General features: G+C 59.8%; 12 protein-coding genes and 1 pseudogene. 4 read left to right on the top strand and 9 right to left on the bottom strand.

The features are described from left to right. Window positions 1–13 precede the first annotated feature (13 nt). Both AC1DQM_RS20065 and bamE read right to left on the bottom strand, forming a co-directional pair. A complete protein-coding gene (locus AC1DQM_RS20065) occupies window positions 14–583 on the bottom strand; it encodes a lipocalin family protein (RefSeq protein ID WP_477746738.1) in 570 nt (189 codons plus the stop codon). A gap of 33 nt (window positions 584–616) precedes the next feature. Further along, window positions 617–871, bottom strand: a complete 255-nt coding sequence (bamE, locus tag AC1DQM_RS20060) for an outer membrane protein assembly factor BamE domain-containing protein (protein ID WP_018929189.1) — start codon at window positions 869–871, stop codon at window positions 617–619. 284 nt (window positions 872–1,155) lie between these two features. Here bamE and AC1DQM_RS20055 point away from each other — a divergent pair. Continuing rightward, window positions 1,156–2,190 (top strand): annotated as a pseudogene (locus AC1DQM_RS20055) (HAMP domain-containing protein); the annotation flags it as partial. Window positions 2,191–2,283: 93 nt separating this feature from the next. Beyond that, window positions 2,284–3,048 (top strand): methyl-accepting chemotaxis protein, encoded by a 765-nt coding sequence (locus tag AC1DQM_RS20050; RefSeq protein ID WP_372240859.1) that lies wholly within the window; start codon window positions 2,284–2,286, stop codon window positions 3,046–3,048. Window positions 3,049–3,110: 62 nt separating this feature from the next. Here AC1DQM_RS20050 and AC1DQM_RS20045 read toward each other — a convergent pair whose 3' ends face one another. The 5 genes from AC1DQM_RS20045 to AC1DQM_RS20025 all read right to left on the bottom strand — a co-directional run bounded on the left by AC1DQM_RS20045 (window position 3,111) and on the right by AC1DQM_RS20025 (window position 12,568). Further along, on the bottom strand, window positions 3,111–3,713 hold the full coding sequence (locus tag AC1DQM_RS20045; protein ID WP_477746737.1) for a DUF924 family protein: 603 nt from the start codon (window positions 3,711–3,713) through the stop codon (window positions 3,111–3,113). A gap of 3 nt (window positions 3,714–3,716) precedes the next feature. Next, the gene (locus AC1DQM_RS20040; protein WP_007933966.1) at window positions 3,717–4,727 is read right to left on the bottom strand and encodes a class 1 fructose-bisphosphatase; all 1,011 of its coding nucleotides are present in this window, start codon (window positions 4,725–4,727) and stop codon (window positions 3,717–3,719) included. Window positions 4,728–4,971: 244 nt separating this feature from the next. Next, entirely contained in the window at window positions 4,972–6,339 is a 1,368-nt protein-coding gene (locus AC1DQM_RS20035) for a DUF3999 domain-containing protein (protein WP_477746736.1), read from the bottom strand. Further along, complete coding sequence (locus AC1DQM_RS20030) at window positions 6,336–9,923, bottom strand: DUF2339 domain-containing protein (RefSeq protein ID WP_477746735.1); 3,588 nt, start codon at window positions 9,921–9,923, stop codon at window positions 6,336–6,338. Before AC1DQM_RS20030 ends, AC1DQM_RS20035 begins: the two co-directional genes overlap by 4 nt. Window positions 9,924–10,117: 194 nt before the next feature. After that, the gene (locus AC1DQM_RS20025; protein ID WP_064615887.1) at window positions 10,118–12,568 is read right to left on the bottom strand and encodes a glycogen/starch/alpha-glucan phosphorylase; all 2,451 of its coding nucleotides are present in this window, start codon (window positions 12,566–12,568) and stop codon (window positions 10,118–10,120) included. A gap of 259 nt (window positions 12,569–12,827) precedes the next feature. On the opposite strand from AC1DQM_RS20025, the gene AC1DQM_RS20020 reads away from it, so the two are divergent. Next, entirely contained in the window at window positions 12,828–13,268 is a 441-nt protein-coding gene (locus tag AC1DQM_RS20020) for a YkgJ family cysteine cluster protein (protein ID WP_026286653.1), read from the top strand. A 125-nt stretch (window positions 13,269–13,393) separates the two neighbouring features. On the opposite strand, the gene typA is transcribed toward AC1DQM_RS20020, so the two are convergent. Together typA and thiI are read right to left on the bottom strand one after the other, a co-directional pair. Then, complete coding sequence (typA, locus tag AC1DQM_RS20015; protein WP_008028025.1) at window positions 13,394–15,214, bottom strand: translational GTPase TypA; 1,821 nt, start codon at window positions 15,212–15,214, stop codon at window positions 13,394–13,396. Between the two features lie 139 nt (window positions 15,215–15,353). Further along, window positions 15,354–16,808 (bottom strand): tRNA uracil 4-sulfurtransferase ThiI, encoded by a 1,455-nt coding sequence (gene thiI / locus AC1DQM_RS20010; RefSeq protein WP_026286654.1) that lies wholly within the window; start codon window positions 16,806–16,808, stop codon window positions 15,354–15,356. Window positions 16,809–17,136: 328 nt separating this feature from the next. Between thiI and glnA the strand changes: the two genes are divergently transcribed. Beyond that, entirely contained in the window at window positions 17,137–18,543 is a 1,407-nt protein-coding gene (gene glnA / locus AC1DQM_RS20005) for a glutamate--ammonia ligase (RefSeq protein WP_018929197.1), read from the top strand. Window positions 18,544–18,650 lie beyond the last annotated feature (107 nt).

Below are 18,650 nucleotides of genomic sequence, written 5' to 3'. Positions count from 1 at the left end.
TTTTCGGTGACCGTTAGTTCGAGGTCTTGGCCATCTTGGCATCCGACGTACGCCAGATCAGTCGCGTCGTGTCATAGCCCTGCTGACGCGCCCTGCTCAGCAGTTCTTCACGCACTACGCCATTGACCGTCGGGGTCCGTGACAGCAGCCAGAGATGATGGCGGCTCGGGTCGCCGACAATCGCGGTCTTGTAGTCATCACTGACGTACAACACCCAGTATTCTCCCTTCGACACACCGGGTATCAATCGCGAGAACCAGGTGTCGAATTCGACCCACAGCTTGTCGGCCTTGCCGACTTCCTGTGGATAAGCCCTGCCCTTGGCCTCTTCCCATTGCCATTGCGAAGTCAGGCAGCGGTTCAGCACCGCCATCTCACCGTCAGGCTTGAGGCTGTAATGGGCTTCGGATTGCGCACAGTTACGCTGGAAATACACCGGCAGACGCGCCAATTCGTACCAGGTTCCCTGGTAACGCTTGAGGTTGACACTATTGACGGTCTTGGGCGCCAACGGATCTACGCCAGAAGAGGCGCAGCCGGCCAATACCAGGCCGACAAAAAGAACGATCAGGAACCGCTTCATTATTTTTTTCTCCCGTGGGCGAAAAGCCCCGGTTTACTTCAGGCCTTGGCCCGAAAACATCAGCACTTTGTCACCGGCATACTGCACGCTGATAAAGCTGTTTTTGTCGCCCCAGGTGCAGCTGGACATGCCGAGTGCGCCCGAGCAATCGGTGGGTTTGCCCAGCAAGGTTTCAACCTGGGCCTTGGGCATGCCGGTCGACAGCTTCGAATAATTTTCCTGATTGATCTTGCTGCACGCGGCCAACAGCACGCAGAACGAGAGCAAGGCGATAGAACGCAGCGACATGGTGTAACTCCTGGAGCGGAAGAGAGGTGGCATGTTGCCAACCAGAAGCTTAGAAGAGAAAACCCTAATCTGGTTCCCCGACCGTCCGCCTATTTATTAGGCCACTCGTCAGCCTTTTACCGATAAATCAGCCCCTTTCTCAGGTCATTGGGTATTTCGTCGGTTTTCGTCAATACCCGCCTAATCTTTGGCGCTGGCCAGTCGACATAAAAGCAGCGCCAAGCCCTCGACTGTGGCAAATTGACGCCCCTTTGCTGACCAGCCACTGCGCGGTAGATCATTTAATGACCAGAAACATGAAATTCAGCCACAAGATCTTGTTGGCAGCCGCTCTCGTGGTGGCCGTTGCATTCGCCTGTTTCATCCTGTTCAACGATTACCGCCAGCGTCAAACCCTGCGCAGCAGTACCGAGTCCTCGATGCAGGAACTCGGCAGCCTGACCACCAGCAACATCCAGACCTGGCTGGAAAGCCGCATCCAATTGCTGCAATCGCTGTCCCAGCAGATCGCCGTGGACGGCAGCGCCCCGGCCAATCTCAAACGCGCCATCGACCTGCCGGCCTATACCAGCAACTTCCAGCTGAGCTACTTCGGCGGCACCGATGGCGTGATGTTCTCGATCCCGGCCGGCAACCGCGCCGCGGACTACGACCCTCGCGCCCGTGGCTGGTACAAGGCAGCCAACAACGCGCAACAGACCATCGTCACCGAACCCTACATCGCGGCGTCGTCGGGCAAACTGGTGATCACCGTGGCCACGCCGGTGAAGTACCAGAGCCAGATGATTGGCGTCGCCGGCGCGGATATCGACCTGTCCAGCGTCAGCACGATCATCAACTCGCTGAACTTCGGCGGTCATGGCCATGCGTTCATTGTCAGCGCCGACGGCAAGATTCTGATCCACCCGGACAGCAAACTGGTGCTCAAGAACCTGGCCGACGCCTACCCCAACGGCGCGCCGAAAGTCAGCCCGGGCCTGAAAGAAGTCGAACTGGACGGTAAAACCCAGTTCATCTCCTTCACCCACGTTAACGGTGTGCCGTCGGCGGACTGGTACGTGGCGCTGGTGCTGGATCAGGAAACCGCGTTCTCGATGCTCAGCGAATTCCGCACCTCGGCGATCATCGCCATGGTCATCGCCGTGGTGATCATCATCGCGCTGCTGAGCATGTTGATCCGCGTGCTGATGCAGCCGCTGCTGATCATGGGCCGCGCCATGCATGACATCGCCGAGGGCGAAGGCGACCTGACCAAACGCCTGACCATTCATGGCCAGGACGAATTCGGTGCTCTGGGCACCTCGTTCAACCGTTTCGTCGAGCGTATCCATACCTCGATCCGCGAAGTATCTTCGGCCACCGGCCAGGTCAACGAAGTTGCCCTGCGCGTAGTGGCGGCCTCGAACTCATCGATGTTCAACTCCGATCAACAGGCCTCGCGCACCAGCAGCGTCGCGGCAGCGATCAACCAGCTCGGGGCCGCCGCCCAGGAAATCGCCCAGAACGCCGCCCTCGCCTCGCAACATTCGAGCGACGCACGCAGCCTGGCCGAAGACGGTCAGCAGGTAGTGGATAAAACCATCGCCGCGATGCACCAGCTTTCGGCAAAAATCAGCGATTCGTGCGGCAACATCGAAACCCTGAACAGCAACACAGTGAACATCGGACAGATTCTGGAAGTGATCACCAGCATCTCGCAACAGACCAACCTGCTGGCCCTCAACGCGGCCATCGAAGCTGCCCGTGCCGGTGAAGCCGGCCGTGGTTTTGCCGTGGTGGCCGACGAAGTACGCAACCTCGCCCACCGCACTCAGGATTCGGCGCAGCAAGTGCAGAAGATGATCGAGGAGCTGCAAGTTGGCGCCCGGGAAGCGGTCAGCACCATGACCGACAGCCAGCGCCAGAGCGAAAGCAGCGTCGGCATCGCCAACCAGGCTGGCGAACGCCTGGGCAGCGTGACGCAGCGCATCGGTGAAATCGACGGGATGAACCAGTCGGTGGCTACCGCGACTGAAGAACAGACCGCCGTGGTGGAATCGATCAACGTCGACATCACCGAGATCAACACGCTGAACCAGGAAGGTGTGGAGAACTTGCAGTCGACTTTGCGTGCGTGTGCTGATCTTGAGCAGCAAGCGGCGCGGTTGAAGCAGTTGGTGGGTAGTTTCCGGATCTAAGGCGCTCTCACTGGCCTCATCGCGGGCTTGCCCGCGATGCCGGCATCAGCAACAACGAAAAGCTAGAAGCGCGATCCCGGCCCCGAAAGAAACTCCAGTTCCTCAGCCGTAGACTCACGCTCCAACACCGCATTGCGATGGGGAAACCGCCCAAATCGCGCAATGATCTTCTGATGCCGTTCGGCGTAATCCAGGTTGCTGGCAAACACCGCCCGATCCGCCTCGGGTTGCTGTTCAACCAGATCGAGAAACCGCGAAACCGCTTCGTTCTGCACCGCCAGGTTTTCGCAGTGTTCGAACACCAGATAGATAAAAACCCGCTGGATCGGTCGCAGTTGCCGATCGAAATCCGCGGCAATGCCTTGCGCCACCAGTGCCTGGGCCCTGACGTCGCCGGAAAAGGATTTGGGTGTGTCGCGAAAGATCATTCGCGGCAATTGATCGAGCAACAGCACCAGGGCCAGCCAACCTTCGGGGCGTTGCGCCCATTCGGTCAATCCGCCGGCCAGTGCCTGCTCGACCAGATCCCCGAAACGCATCCGCGCTTCGAGGTCCTGACTGTCACGCTTGCCGAACCATAACTTGCCCTTGTCAGCCGCTATTTCGTTGGGTGATTCGAAAGATCCAAACCACCATTCGAGTAACGGCTGCCAGGGCGCGGTCATGTTTTATTCCTTGTGGTAAGCCGTGACGCGGGCAACTTCTTCTTTCGAACCGAGGAACACCGCAACACGCTGGTGCAGGCCTTCCGGCTGGATGTCGAGGATGCGCTGGTGGCCGTCAGTGGATGCGCCACCCGCTTGCTCCACCAGGAACGACATCGGGTTGGCTTCGTACATCAGGCGCAGTTTGCCCGGCTTCGACGGCTCGCGGCTGTCGCGTGGGTACATGAACAGACCGCCGCGGGTCAGGATGCGGTGCACGTCGGCCACCATCGCGGCGACCCAACGCATGTTGTAGTTCTTCTTCAGCGGGCCTTCATCGCCAGCCAGCAATTCGTCGACGTAACGCTGTACCGGCGCTTCCCAGTGACGCTTGTTGGACGCGTTGATCGCGAATTCCTGCGTGGACTCCGGAATCGTGATGTCTTCATGGGTCAGTACGAAGCTGCCCATTTCACGATCCAGGGTGAAGCCTTTGACGCCATTGCCCAGGGTCAGCACCAGCATGGTCTGTGGACCGTAAATCGCGTAACCGGCGGCAACCTGCTGAGTGCCTGGCTGCAGGAAGGCCTTTTCGTTCAAAGGCTCGTTCTGGGTCAGGTATTCGTTCGGGCAACGCAGCACCGAGAAGATCGTACCGACCGGCGCGTTGATGTCGATGTTCGACGAACCGTCCAGCGGGTCGAACACCAGCAGGTACGCGCCTTTCGGGTATTTGCCCGGGATCTGGTAGGCATTGTCCATTTCTTCGGATGCCATGCCGGCCAGGTGACCGCCCCATTCGTTGGCTTCGAGCAGGATGTCGTTGGACATCACATCAAGCTTCTTCTGCACTTCACCTTGGACGTTTTCAGTGCCCATGCTGCCCAGGACACCACCCAGGGCGCCTTTGGAAACGGCGTGGCTGATTTCCTTACAGGCACGCGCCACCACTTCGATCAGGAAACGCAGATCGGCAGGAGTGTTGTTGCTGCGGGTCTGCTCAATCAAATAGCGACTCAGGGTAACGCGGGACATGGACGGCTCCGGAGGAATGGGGGGCTAAAAACCCGCGCAGTTTAACGCGAGTCGGGGCGCATTTCCTCCTATCAGACGTGATACACCCAATAGAGTTCATGCGCGGGGTTGAGCGTAGTTCGAAATGGGCCGCGATTGGGCGCCAGTTTCGATATTTTTGGTGGCAGGAAGGACGTCTTCGCGGGCAAGCCTCGCCCCTGCAGGAGCGGCTTGCCCGCGATCTGGCGCGCAGCGCCAGCCATCCTCAGGATTTAGCAGCAGGCTTGCGCAGCAAACTGAACGCCATCCCTCCCAGAAACAGCACACTGAGCAGCAACACCGCCCACAACCCGATCTTTTTCCAGTTCGTGCCCAGCACAGTTGGTGCTGTCGCCGCCGGGGTCACCACGGCCCCGCCGTCCACCGTCGCCTTGCCCAGCGTCGCCAGCTTCGCCGCGCTGTAATCGGGAATCAGCGTCGACAATGGCAAGCTTGCAGCCTTCACCGTCGCACTTCCCAGCGCCAGCGTATAAGGCCCGGCACCGCGCGCCAGGAACACCAATTGCGTGGAGCGCACGGCATACCGCACGGTGGGTGCTTCGGCACCCAGGCCACCGCCGCGTTCATCCACCGTCAGTTTCAATTGCTGCACGGTCTGGCCCGACAACTGCAATTCGTTCTGCACCACATCCTGGCCATTCTGGGTCAGGCGATAGAGCAAACCGTTGGTCAGCGGTTGCCACGGCAGGCTGGTCTCCCGGCGCCCCGACAACGTTACCGGTGCCAGGCTGTTGGGCTGATTCAGCTCGACCTGCAAGCGCTGGACGTTCAACCCCATCGGCAATTGCCAGATGTACTCACCGGCCTTCACGCTGCTGCCGGCCAAGGGTTGCGACCAGACCAACGGCAGCGGCAAGGTGCGAGGGTTAGTGCTTTCCAGCTGCGCCGAGGTCAGCACTGGCGCCGACTGAGGCGAATTCCAAAGCAAACGCAGATAGCGCGCCGATTGCCCCGGCAGGCCGACTTCATGTTGCTCGACCCGTTCGTCGGCAAACGTCAGACGCGCCACCTGCCCTTCACCCCACGACTGCCAATGCTGCAAATCGTTGCTGGCTTCGATGCTGAAACGCTGGAAGCCGTCGCGTTCACTGGTCCAGTCGAGGATTAATTGCTGCAACGGCGCCTTGATGCCGCTGGCATCGAGTAACCAGCCGCGCAGCTCTTCTTCGCCCGCCTCCAACTGGCTGGACGGCTGCACTTCGATCAACGTGCCGTTGGTGTTCGATTGCACCCGTACGCTCGGCGTGCGTTCGCTGGCATCCGCCGAGTTGTACAACGGGAACCACTTTACGTCGGTCGGCGTGCGGTTTTCGTGGGTCTGCGCAGGCTCTCGGGCCAGAGCGTACGCCTGAGGCTCACCGGCGGCGTTGAACACACGCACATCGCTGAGATCGGTTTGCCGCGCGTTCAGTTGCACGCCCAAGGGCAATTCCAGGCGATACCACGGGCCCTCGCCGCTCACAGACAATGGCACCTGCGTGGCGAAATCCGCAGGTTTTTCCTGCGCGCCAGCCGACAGTGTCACCCCCAGCACAACAGCAGCCCACCAGCCCAGGTTCAGCTTCTGACTCAAGATGACACTCCTTCGGTTTCAGGGGCCGGTTTTTCAGCACCCGGCACGGCTTCGGCACGCTTGGGTGGCAGCGGGGCGAAATAGCCCACCACCAACAGCAACACGCCAACGCCGATAAACGACACGATCCGCGCCAGCCCGCCGCGGTTACTCAATTCAACGAAGAACAGCTTGGCAACCACCAGCGCGATCAGCCCTGCGCCGATCAGCCAGACTTCACGGCGGTGACGCAGATGCCCACCGATCATCAGACTCAGGGCCATCAGCGTCCAAACGATGGACAGGCCGGCCTGCACCAGCATCGATTCAAGCAGCAGATCCAGCGCGAACGGCACGCCACCCCAGTGGTGGGCCGCGCGCATCACCAGCGCGGTAAAGAAGGCGAACAGTGAAACACCGGCAATCACCTGCGTGGAGTTATCGGTGTAATCCTTGCGGATCGCCAGTTGCGTGACTGCGTTGCGGGACCAGACATAAACGCCGAACAGGGCGAACAACAGGCCCAGCTCCAGCGGGTTGATCAGTGGCACATAGGGCAACGGCTCGGCGGTGCCGTCGCTGGCCATGTTCGCCAGCCAGAACCAGCCGAGCATCAACAACGCCAACGGCGCGGCGGCATAGACCCGGTACTCGCGGGGATAAGCCGACACTGGCCATGGCCACGCGCGCGGTGCGGCCATCAGCACCAGATACAGGCTCGGCAGAATCGCCCAGCCCAACCAGCGCCAGGCGTTGTACTGCTCCGACAACAGCAGCAAGCCATAACGCAGCTCCAGGGCCAACACGCCGATCAATAGCCAGCAACCGAGTACATGGGCGGTGCTCTGGGCTTTTTCGGGCAGCATCGACGCCAGACGCTGCAACGAGATGAAATGCACGACGAACACCGCGGCCCAAACCAGCCAGCCGAAGTTGGCGGCCGGGTGATAACGCGAATGCCAGGCCGCGAGCAACACCAGACCGGCGGCGGGAATCAGCAAGGTGCAGAGCAAACCCAGCGACGACCACTTCAGGCGCAGCGCCAGCACCGCCCACAGCGCCACACTCACCGCCGCGACCGCCAGCAACAACGTCGCTTGCAGGTTCACAGGCGCAAAACGCAGCACTTCGCTGATCCACGCCAGTGCCCACCAACCCGTGCCCCACACCAGCAACACTTCGGACAAGCGCTGCAGGCTCAACACATCGAAAGCCGAAGCATGGTTGCCTAGCTGCAAACGCCAGGCCCCGACAAATGCCGCCAGTCCCAGCACCAGCGGTGTCCAGAACCCGCTATGCGCCAACGGTCGCAACCCTTCGCTGAGCAGCGGCCCGAGCAGGTCTGGCCCGGCGAACAGGAACGCTACGCCGCCGATCACCTGCAACAGCAGACCAAAGACAAAACTCACACGCTGCTTCAGGTACAGACTCAGCCAGATGATGAACAAACCACTGGCCGCCCACACCGCACTCGCGGTTTGCCACGGCAACACGAACAGCACAGCCAGGTTGATCAGCACCAGACCGGCCAATAGCACCACCGACAAGCCACGCAACAAACGCACGTCACTGCGCACCATTTCGTCCCGGGCCGCCAACAACATGCCGGCGATCAGTGCCAGCCCGATCAAGGATGCGCTGAGCAAACCGCTCCAGCCGGCGCTGAAGACCGCAGCCGAGTCTCCGCTCGCCCCTCGCAGCCGCACCAGGAACAACGCACCGCCAAGCAGTTGCACAGCGAACGCGCTGAACAGGAACGCCCGCGATTGCAGGCGCAGGCCGACGAACAGCGTCGCCAACCCGGCCAGCGCCCAACTGATCGCCGTGCCGTGAGTGAAGAAAAACAGCGGCGCCAGCAGATAGAGGAACGTCAGGCCCAGGCAGGCCAGCACCGGCAACCCCTGGCGTTCCCACGGCAACGCTTGTTCAGGCAACGCTTTGCGTAATTGGTAGAAGCTGAACAGCAGCGCCACGCCGAGCATCAACGCCCCCAGCGGCGCACCATCGAGCAGGCTGCTCTCGCCGCTGCGCAATTCGCTGATAAAGGCCAACGCCGAGCCCAATTGCAGCAGCAAGGCAAAGGCCCGCGCCAGCGGCCGTCGTTGACGCAGGCCGAGCCAGAAAATCCCCGCGCCTTCCACCGCCCAGGCTGCGGCAGTCCAACGCGCGTCCAGCCCCAGGGGGATCGCCAGACTGGCGAAGATCACCCCCAGCGCCAGACAGGTTTCGGCCAGCAACAGTGCCCGGCCCCCCATCAGCAACCGGGCCAGCCCCATGTAAATCATGCCCAAGGCCAAGGCGCTGAAGGCCGCGGCAAATTCAAAGTGCTCCACCAGCGCGAACTGCAGACCGAAGCCCACCAACGGTGGCGCGAACAGCATCATGCCGTCGACGTAATCGCCCTTGTGCGCCGACCAGCGCAGCAGCGCTTCACGGCTGTCGTCCTCGGGCGCGTCGCTCATCTCCAGCAACTTGCGCCGGGTGAACAACAAACCGATGGCCAGGTACATCAAGAAGAACAGAATCAGGAACGGCTCGGTACTCCACAGCAGCTCCGGTCTATAGGAGCGCAGGCCCCAGGCAAAGCCGATGCCGAAGGTGCCGACAAACCCGATCAGGTTGAGCAGCCGCCAGGCCTTGAACCACGCGATGGCGAGGATGCCGGCGTTGAGCAGGGCGAAATAGCTGAACAGCGCGACGTGATTGCCGGCGCCGGTGGAGGTCAGGATCGGCGCGGCGAAACCGCCCAACGCGGCAGCGGCGGCCAGGCCCAAAGCATTTTGGGTAATGGCGAGAATCGCCGAGAACACCGTCACCACCACCAACAGGCCCAATGCTGCCTTGGGATCAAGCAACGGATGCAGACGCATCGCGGCAAATACCGTCAGGTACAACACCGCGATCCCGGTGCCTTGCAGCATCAGCGCGTAGTTGCTGTTGCGCAGTCTCAGCCACCAGCCCAGGGCGAGCAGGCCCAAGGCCGCCGCCGCGACACCGGCGTAGCGCAACTCGATCGGCACCACCATGCCTTCGGTGGCATAACGCAACAGGAAAGCCAGGCCGAGGAACAACAGCACCACGCCGACCCGCAATACGGTATTGCCGCCGAACAGCCAATTGCGTGCGCCGCTGATGGCGCGCTCGATGAAGTTCGGGCCGCGCGGCTCGGCCGGTTGCTGCGGTTCGCGGGCGACCGGCTCGGGCTGCCAGACATCGGCGGGCAACGGACGACTGGTTTCGGCAGCGGCCGCGGTGATGGGTTCGAATTCGGGGGGTAGCTCCCAGACCAGCTCCGTGGGTGCGACAGGGGCTTGCTCAAGAATGATTTCAGGCGACTCAGCGGGTTCGCTGACAACCGGTTCGCCTGGTTCAGGTGCCTTGGCACCCGACACCTCCAGCAACGCCAGTCGCTGCTCGACCGCATTCAGCGCAACCTGAGCCTGATCGAGTAAACGTCGCTGCTCGGCCGTTTGAGTGCTCAAGCGGCCGATACGCATGGCCTGGCCGAGACCCAGCCCGAGCAAAGCGCCCAACAGCGCCTCGCTGAACGACTCGTCAAGAATCCAGCCCAGCAGCAGCCCAATCAGCATTAACATCCATTGCATGGTCGATATCCCTAAGCGGCCCCGTGGCGGGGCTGATCCGTGCGATACAGCCTCTGGCTCAGTCTAGTGAGCAGACACCCGGAGTCCAGTGTGGGAGCGGCGGTGCGCCGCCCCCACACTGGGGTCAAGTTGGCGCTTAGTATATCGATCAGGCCCAACGGACGTTGGGCCTTGCGCACATTTGTTGCTAAAAATTACTCCAAAGCCTTCCAGATATCCGTTGCGTACTCGCGAATGGTCCGGTCGGACGAGAACCAGCCCATCCGCGCGGTGTTCAATACCGCCGAGCGCCACCACTCTTTCGAGTCGTGCCAGTGAGCTTCGACCCGCATCTGCGCGTTCCAGTAAGAGTCGAAATCGGCGCAGACCAGGAAGCGGTCGTAGTCCACCAGCGAATCGATCAGCGCGGTATAACGGGACGGATCGTCTGGTGAGAACACCCCGCTGCGAATCGCTTGCAGCACGTCGTTGAGCCGATGGGAGGCGGCGATGTCCGGCGCGGCGTTGAATTCATGGTTACGCTTGCGCGCTTCCACTTGCTGGGCGCTGAGACCAAAAATAAACATGTGCTCGGCACCGATGCGCTCGCACATTTCCACGTTGGCCCCGTCCAGGGTACCGATGGTCAGCGCGCCGTTGAGGCCGAATTTCATGTTACTGGTGCCCGAGGCTTCGAAGCCGGCAGTGGAAATCTGCTCCGACAAGTCCGCCGCCGGAATGATGCTCTCGGCCAGGCTGACGTTGTAGTTGGGCAGGAACACCACTTTGAGCAAGCCGCGCACCGTCGGGTCGTTGTTGACCACCCGCGCAATGTCGTTGGTCAGCTTGATGATCAGCTTGGCTTGGTGATAACTGGCCGCCGCCTTGCCGGCGAAGATTTTCACCCGCGGTACCCAGTCGGTTTCCGGCTCGGCACGAATCGCCTGATACAGCGCGACGGTGTGCATCAGGTTAAGCAACTGACGCTTGTATTCGTGGATCCGCTTGACCTGCACATCGAACATCGCCGCCGGATTGACCGCGATCCCCAGCCGCTCATGAATCAGATACGCCAGGGCTTTCTTGTTGTGCAGCCGCTGTTCGGCGAACTGCTTGCGAAATGCAGTCTTCTCGGCAAACGGCTCCAGCGCGAGCAAGCGCTCCTCGGGGTTATCCAGCAGATTCGGGCCGAGGGCGTCGACCAGCATGGAGGTGAGTTCGGGGTTGGCCTGATAGAGCCAGCGGCGGAAGGTAATGCCATTGGTCTTGTTGTTGATCCGGTCCGGGTAAAGCTTGTGCAGCTCGGAGAACACCGTGCTGCGCATCAGCTGCGTGTGCAGGCCGGACACGCCATTGACGCTGTGGGAACCCAGGAATGCCAGGTTACCCATGCGCACGCGGCGACCGTTGTCTTCCTCGATCAGCGAAATCGCACGCAGCACGTCGAAATCGTGAACACCTTTGGCACGCAACGAGTCGATGTGCTGGGCGTTGATCAAGTAAATGATCTGCATGTGCCGGGGCAGCATCCGCTCCATCAGACTGACCGGCCAGGTTTCCAGCGCTTCCGGCAACAGCGTGTGGTTGGTGTACGACAGCGTGTCGACCGTGATCTGCCAGGCCGCATCCCACGCCACGTCATAGACGTCGACCAACTGACGCATCAGTTCGGCAACGGCGATCGAGGGGTGAGTGTCGTTGAGTTGAATGGCAGCGTGATCGCCCAGGGTCAGCACCGAGGTGTGCATGTTGCGATGGCGACGCAACAAGTCCTGCAAGGACGCGGAGACGAAGAAATATTCCTGGCGCAGGCGCAACTCCTGGCCGGCCTCGTTGCTGTCAGCCGGGTAAAGCACGCGGGAGATACTTTCTGCCCAGGCCACTTCCGCGACCGCGCCCAAGTGGTCGCCCGCGTTGAAGCGCTCCAGATGCAATTCTTCCATGGCCCGGGCGCGCCACAGCCGCAGGGTGTTGACGCTTGCACCACGCCAACCGACCACCGGGGTGTCGTAGGCAATGGCCCGCACGGTTTCCGACGGGGACCAGACTTGCCTGGACTTGCCGGCTTCATCGGTCACGGTTTCGACACTGCCGCCGAAACCGATCGGGTAGGCCACCTCTGGTCGTTCGAACTCCCACGGGTTGCCGAAGTCCAGCCAGTGTTCGGTCTGCTCCTGCTGCCAGCCGTCGACGATGGCCTGGCGGAACAAACCGTGTTCGTAACGAATGCCATAGCCATGGCCGGCGATGCCGAGGGTCGACATGCTTTCCATGAAGCATGCCGCCAGACGCCCGAGGCCACCGTTGCCCAGTGCCGCATCGGGCTCCAGCAGACGGATGCGTTCGATGTCGACCCCCAGCTCGGTCATGGCCTCGCGGGCTACATCGAGCAAGCCGAGGTTGCTCAGGCTGTCGTAGAGCAAGCGACCGATAAGAAATTCAAGGGAAAGGTAATAAACGCGTTTCTGGCCTTTGCGGTAGATCTGCCGGGTGTGGTCCATCCAGTGCTCGACCATGTGATCACGCGCCGCCAGGGCAATGGCTTCGAACCAGTCATGGTCGAAGGCGTGATCCGGGTCTTTACCCACCGCGTAAGTGAGCTTGGTCAAGACGGCGTCGCGGAATGCGGCCACCTCTGCTTCGCGAACAAGTGGTTCTTGAGTCATCGATAAGACCTCGAGCGAGCGTGAAGTTGTCTGAGCCTAGTCGGTCTGACAGACCGTAGAGACTCTGGTTCGGCAGTTTTTCCTGTTAGTACGAGATAGATCGACATTACGTTGTCGTGGGCCAGAAACAATGCAGGGGCCGTGCCGGACACAGGACTATTTTGCGACAAGCAAAAAAAATCTGGCGAAAGGTTGTTCAAAAATCCACCAGTCCCGGTATGATCGCGCGCCCTGATGCACACGCTGGTAACAACCGATGATGAAGCCCAACCTGATCGCCGCCGCGGAAATCGATCGCCTCGATACCTGGGCCAAGTACTCTGCCCCAATGTGCGGCTCGTGCATGTCCAGCTGCTGCACGCTGCCGGTCGAGGTCAAGATCAAGGATCTGATCCGTATCGGCATCGTCGACGAATTCGAACTGGGCGATCCACCCAAGAACATCGCCAAGCGCTTGCAGAAGGAAGGGATTGTCGAGCGCTACAACCAGAAGTCCGAGATCTTCACCCTCCAGCGCATGAGCAACAACGATTGCCTGTACCTGGATCGTAAAAGCCGTTTGTGCACTATTTATGATAAGCGCCCGGACACCTGCCGCAACCACCCGAAGATCGGACCGCGGCCAGGGTATTGCGCGTACAAGCCTAAAGAAGTGGTGCGCGAGACCAGCAGCTCCAGCCGCACCCTCGAAAAGTTTTAAAGCCGCCTCGATCCCCGTAGCAGCTGTCGAACGCAGCCTCGCAGGCTCGGCAGCTGCTACAGCCAGACAAACAAAAACGCCCCCGGCCTTTCGACCGGGGGCGTTTTCATTCAGCCTGAGTTAACTCAGTTCTTGGCTTTCTTGGCAGCGCGGGTACGCTCGCCTTCGTCCAGGATCTTCTTACGCAGGCGGATCGACTTAGGTGTCACTTCGCACAGCTCGTCATCCTGGATGAATTCCAGGGCCTGTTCCAGAGTGAAGCGAACAGGTGGAACCAGGGCGATGGTTTCGTCTTTACCCGAAGCACGCATGTTGTCGAGCTTCTTGCCTTTGGTTGGGTTGACGCCCATGTCGTTGTCACGGCTGTTCAGACCAACGATCTGACCGTTGTAGATCTCTTGACCGTGCTCAACGAACAGCTTGCCACGCGCCTGCAGGGTTTCCAGGGAGTAGGTCAGCGCCTTGCCGGTTTCTACCGATACCAGAACACCGTTCTGACGACCGGACATGTCGCCGGACTTCATGGTGTCGTAGCGATCGAAGATCGAGGTCAGGATGCCAGCACCGTTGGTCAGGGTCAGGAACTGGTTACGGAAACCGATCAGACCGCGAGCAGGGATGTTGTACTCCAGACGAACACGGCCTTTGCCATCCGGCACCATGTTGGTCAGGTCGCCTTTACGCAGGCCCATCTCTTCCATGACCTTGCCCTGGGATTCTTCAGGGGTGTCGATGGTTACGTTTTCGAACGGTTCCTGCTTCACGCCGTCAACTTGACGGATGATCACTTCCGGACGACCAACGCCCATTTCGAAGCCTTCGCGACGCATGGTTTCGATCAGTACCGAGAGGTGCAGCTCACCACGGCCGGAAACCTTGAACTTGTCAGCCGAGTCGCCTTCTTCAACGCGCAGTGCAACGTTGTACAGCAGCTCTTTATCCAGACGTTCCTTGATGTTACGGGAAGTCACGAACTTGCCTTCTTTACCGCAGAAAGGCGAGTCGTTTACCTGGAAGGTCATGGAAACGGTTGGCTCGTCAACGGTCAGAGGCTTCATCGCCTCGACGTTGTCCGGCTGGCACAGGGTGTCGGAGATGAACAGCGAGTCCATACCGCTCACGCACACGATGTCACCGGCAAACGCTTCTTCAACGTCGATACGGTGCAGGCCGTGGTGACCCATCAGCTTCAGGATACGACCGTTACGCTTCTTGCCGTCGGCGCCAATGGCCACGACTGGAGTGTTCGGCTTGACGCTACCACGAGCGATACGGCCAACACCGATAACACCCAGGAAGCTGTTGTAGTCCAGTGCCGAGATTTGCATCTGGAACGGGCCTTCACGGTCAACTTTAGGAGCCGGTACGTTGTCGACGATCGACTGGTACAACGGGGTCATGTCTTCAGCCATGTCGGTGTGGTCCAGACCGGCGATGCCGTTCAGGGCCGAGGCGTAGACGACTTTGAAGTCCAGCTGTTCTTCGGTAGCACCCAGGTTGTCGAACAGGTCGAAGATCTGGTCCAGAACCCAGTCCGGACGCGCGCCTGGACGGTCAACCTTGTTGATGCACACGATTGGACGCAGGCCGGCTTCGAACGCCTTCTTGGTCACGAAACGGGTTTGCGGCATAGGGCCGTCTTGAGCGTCAACCAGCAGCAGAACGGAGTCGACCATCGACATTACGCGTTCAACTTCGCCGCCGAAGTCGGCGTGGCCCGGGGTGTCCACGATGTTGATGTGGTAGCCGTTCCAGTTGATGGCGGTGTTTTTCGCCAGAATGGTAATACCGCGCTCTTTCTCCTGGTCGTTGGAGTCCATCACGCGCTCGTCGTTGAGCTCGTTGCGCTCCAGGGTGCCGGATTGACGCAAGAGTTTGTCTACCAGGGTGGTTTTACCATGGTCAACGTGGGCAATGATGGCGATGTTGCGTAGATTTTCGATCACTTGTGTATCTCGATCAGAGGATTCGGTGTGCTGACAAGTCTTGGCAGCGATTAACAGTAGCGTCCGTACAAGCCGTTACAACTTGACGGTGGCATCGGGGGGCCGGTGACGCAGGCCACAGGCAAACAGCCCCGGGCACTTAGCTCGGTCGATAAACGCGCACATTGGCATGCCCCTCACTGAGCAAATGGTGGGCATGCAGGCGACTCATCACGCCTTTGTCGCAATACAGCAGGTACTGGCGAGTAGGGTCCAGTTCCTTGAAACGAGCGTTCAGTGCATAAAACGGCATCGTCTGTACCTCGATACCAGGAAGCTCCAGCGGGTCGTCTTCGGCGGCATCCGGGTGACGGATATCGATGATGATCTGGCCCGCCAGCGCTTCGCTGACTTCTTCAATCTGCAAGTCCTGGCCCAATTCGTCGATCACCCGATCGATCGGCACCAGTTTGGCGTTCTCGAGCGCGCGCTCAAGGACTGCCATGTCGAATTCTTTCTCTTCGTGCTCCACGCGGTAGCGCTTGGCCGCCGTCTTCGGATTGACCGAGATGACCCCGCAGTACTCCGGCATGTGCCGGGCGAAATCGGCGGTGCCGATCTCGTTGGCCGTGTCGATGATGTCCTGCTTGTGACTGGCGATCAGTGGACGCAAGACCAGCTTGTCGGTTACGCAGTCGATCACGGACAGGTTCGGCAACGTCTGGCTCGACACCTGGGAGATCGCCTCACCCGTGACCAGCGCTTCGATGTGCAGTCGATCGGCAATTCGGGAAGCAGCGCGCAACATCATACGCTTCAAAACTACACCCATATGACTGTTATCGACTTTCCCGAGAATTTCTCCCAGAACTTCCTCGAACGGCACACTGACAAATAACACGCGTTGGGAGCTGCCGTACTTCTTCCAGATGAAGTGCGCGACTTCCATGACGCCCAATTCGTGGGCGCGTCCGCCCAGGTTGAAGAAGCAGAAGTGGCTCATCAGCCCGCGGCGCATGATCTGGTAGGCCGCAACGGTGGAATCGAAGCCGCCGGACATCAGTACAAGCGTCTGTTCCAGGGCCCCGAGCGGATAACCGCCGATGCCGTTGTGCTGGCTGTGGATCACGAACAACCGTTGGTCGCGAACTTCGATACGGACTTCGATTTCGGGCTTTTTCAGGTCGATTCCGGCGGCACCACACTGACGGCGCAACTGGCTGCCGACATATTTCTCGATGTCTATCGAACTGAATGGGTGCTTGCCGGCGCGCTTGCAGCGCACCGAGAAAATCTTCCCGGCCAGCGCATCGCCGTAGTGCTGCTTGCACTTCTCGACGATGTCGTCGAAGTCGCCCAGCGGGTACTCGTCGATCTGCAAAAAGTGCGCGATGCCCGGCGTGCAAGTCAGGCGCTCGCCCATCTCTTTCAGGACCTTGGGGTCGCTGACGCGGGTTTCCAGCTCGAGATTGTCCCACACACCGTTCACCACCACGGCCGGGTCCAGGTCGCGGAGCACGGTACGGATGTTTTTGGCCAACTGGCGGATGAAACGCATCCGTACCGGGCGGCTCTTGATGGTGATCTCGGGGAAGACTTTTACGATTAGTTTCATGAAAACAGCGCGCGCAGGGCCAGCCGAAAAAGGGGGGCGCGGATTATAGCGGAAATTGCTCAAGGTTTAACCAGTTAATGTGCAGAAGGTTTTGCATGCACCAAAACAGGTCATTTATGGAAATCGACGCTACATTACAGGGCGATATTTTGCGCTTTATGGTGCGCCGCCCCCTTGCAAGCGTGATATTGGGGCAAAAAACCCATGATGAGGCACTGGCATGCAATTTGCTCCCTTGTGAGGCAGGTTGCCATGGCAGAGTATTCGCGCCGGCATCACCCACATTTAAGGGCATCCATTACTAGCCCTAAGCCACCCGGAGGACACTATGTCGAAGTCGGTTCAACTCATCAAAGATCATGACGTCAAGTGGATTGATCTGCGCTTCACGGACACCAAAGGCACTCAGCACCACGTGACCATGCCGGCTCGCGATGCGCTGGATGAAGCTTTCTTCGAAGAAGGCAAAATGTTCGACGGTTCCTCCATCGCTGGCTGGAAAGGCATCGAAGCTTCCGACATGATCCTGATGCCGGACGACACCACTGCCGTTCTCGACCCGTTCACCGAAGAGCCGACCCTGATCCTGGTTTGCGACGTGATCGAGCCTTCGACCATGCAAGGCTACGACCGTGACCCACGGGCGATCGCCAAGCGTGCCGAGGAATACCTGAAGTCGACCGGTATCGGCGACACCGTATTTGTGGGTCCAGAGCCTGAGTTCTTCATCTTCGACGAAGTGAAGTTCAAGTCCGACATCTCCGGCTCGATGTTCAAAATCTACTCCGAACAAGGTTCGTGGATGTCCGACCAGGACGTGGAAGGCGGCAACAAAGGCCACCGTCCAGGCGTCAAAGGCGGCTACTTCCCGGTTCCGCCGTTCGACCACGACCACGAAATCCGTACCTCCATGTGCAACGCCATGGAAGAAATGGGCCTGACCATCGAAGTTCACCACCACGAAGTGGCGACTGCCGGTCAGAACGAAATCGGCGTGAAGTTCAACACCCTGGTTGCCAAGGCTGACGAAGTTCAGACCCTGAAATACTGCGTACACAACGTAGCTGACGCATACGGCCGCACCGCGACCTTCATGCCTAAGCCGCTGTACGGCGACAACGGTTCGGGTATGCACGTTCACCTGTCCATCGCCAAAGATGGCAAGAACACCTTCGCTGGCGAAGGCTATGCCGGCCTGTCCGACACCGCTCTGTACTTCATCGGCGGTATCATCAAGCACGGTAAGGCTCTGAACGGCTTCACCAACCCGTCGACCAACTCCTACAAGCGTCTGGTCCCAGGCTTCGAAGCTCCAGTGATGCTGGCCTACTCGGCCCGCAACCGTTCCGCTTCGATCCGTATTCCTTACGTGTCCAGCCCTCGCGCTCGCCGTATCGAAGCCCGCTTCCCGGATCCGGCAGCTAACCCGTACCTGGGCTTCGCTGCACTGTTGATGGCTGGCCTGGACGGCATCCAGAACAAGATCCACCCTGGCGATGCAGCTGACAAAAACCTGTACGACCTGCCGCCTGAAGAGGCGAAAGAGATCCCACAAGTTTGCGGCAGCCTGAAAGAAGCCCTGGAAGAGCTGGACAAAGGTCGTGCGTTCCTGACCAAAGGCGGCGTTTTCAGCGACGACTTCATCGACGCTTACATCGCTCTGAAAAGCGAAGAAGAAATCAAGGTTCGTACCTTCGTACACCCACTGGAATATGAGCTGTACTACAGCTGCTGATCCGGTAGCGCTGCACTACGCAGCGTGACAAAAGAGAGGCCTCCTTCGGGAGGCCTTTTTTGTGGGCGAACGTCTGTCATCGAATGCCCGGTTGCGTGCATCATGGC

The sequence above is a fragment of the Pseudomonas sp. 01L34 genome, assembly GCF_056400265.1.
Note: the sequence above shows the minus strand (reverse complement) of the source record. Positions and strands in the feature narration are given on the sequence as shown.

What these genes read in the sequence shown, in the direction of transcription:
- AC1DQM_RS20020 (WP_026286653.1), top strand. Translation starts at nt 12,828, where the DNA reads ATGAAGCCCAACCTGATCGCCGCCGCGGAAATCGATCGCCTCGATACC.
- glnA (WP_018929197.1), top strand. Translation starts at nt 17,137, where the DNA reads ATGTCGAAGTCGGTTCAACTCATCAAAGATCATGACGTCAAGTGGATT.
- AC1DQM_RS20065 (WP_477746738.1), bottom strand. Translation starts at nt 583, where the DNA reads ATGAAGCGGTTCCTGATCGTTCTTTTTGTCGGCCTGGTATTGGCCGGC.
- AC1DQM_RS20040 (WP_007933966.1), bottom strand. Translation starts at nt 4,727, where the DNA reads ATGTCCCGCGTTACCCTGAGTCGCTATTTGATTGAGCAGACCCGCAGC.
- AC1DQM_RS20025 (WP_064615887.1), bottom strand. Translation starts at nt 12,568, where the DNA reads ATGACTCAAGAACCACTTGTTCGCGAAGCAGAGGTGGCCGCATTCCGC.
- bamE (WP_018929189.1), bottom strand. Translation starts at nt 871, where the DNA reads ATGTCGCTGCGTTCTATCGCCTTGCTCTCGTTCTGCGTGCTGTTGGCC.
- thiI (WP_026286654.1), bottom strand. Translation starts at nt 16,808, where the DNA reads ATGAAACTAATCGTAAAAGTCTTCCCCGAGATCACCATCAAGAGCCGC.
- AC1DQM_RS20045 (WP_477746737.1), bottom strand. Translation starts at nt 3,713, where the DNA reads ATGACCGCGCCCTGGCAGCCGTTACTCGAATGGTGGTTTGGATCTTTC.
- AC1DQM_RS20030 (WP_477746735.1), bottom strand. Translation starts at nt 9,923, where the DNA reads ATGCAATGGATGTTAATGCTGATTGGGCTGCTGCTGGGCTGGATTCTT.
- AC1DQM_RS20050 (WP_372240859.1), top strand. Translation starts at nt 2,284, where the DNA reads ATGTTCAACTCCGATCAACAGGCCTCGCGCACCAGCAGCGTCGCGGCA.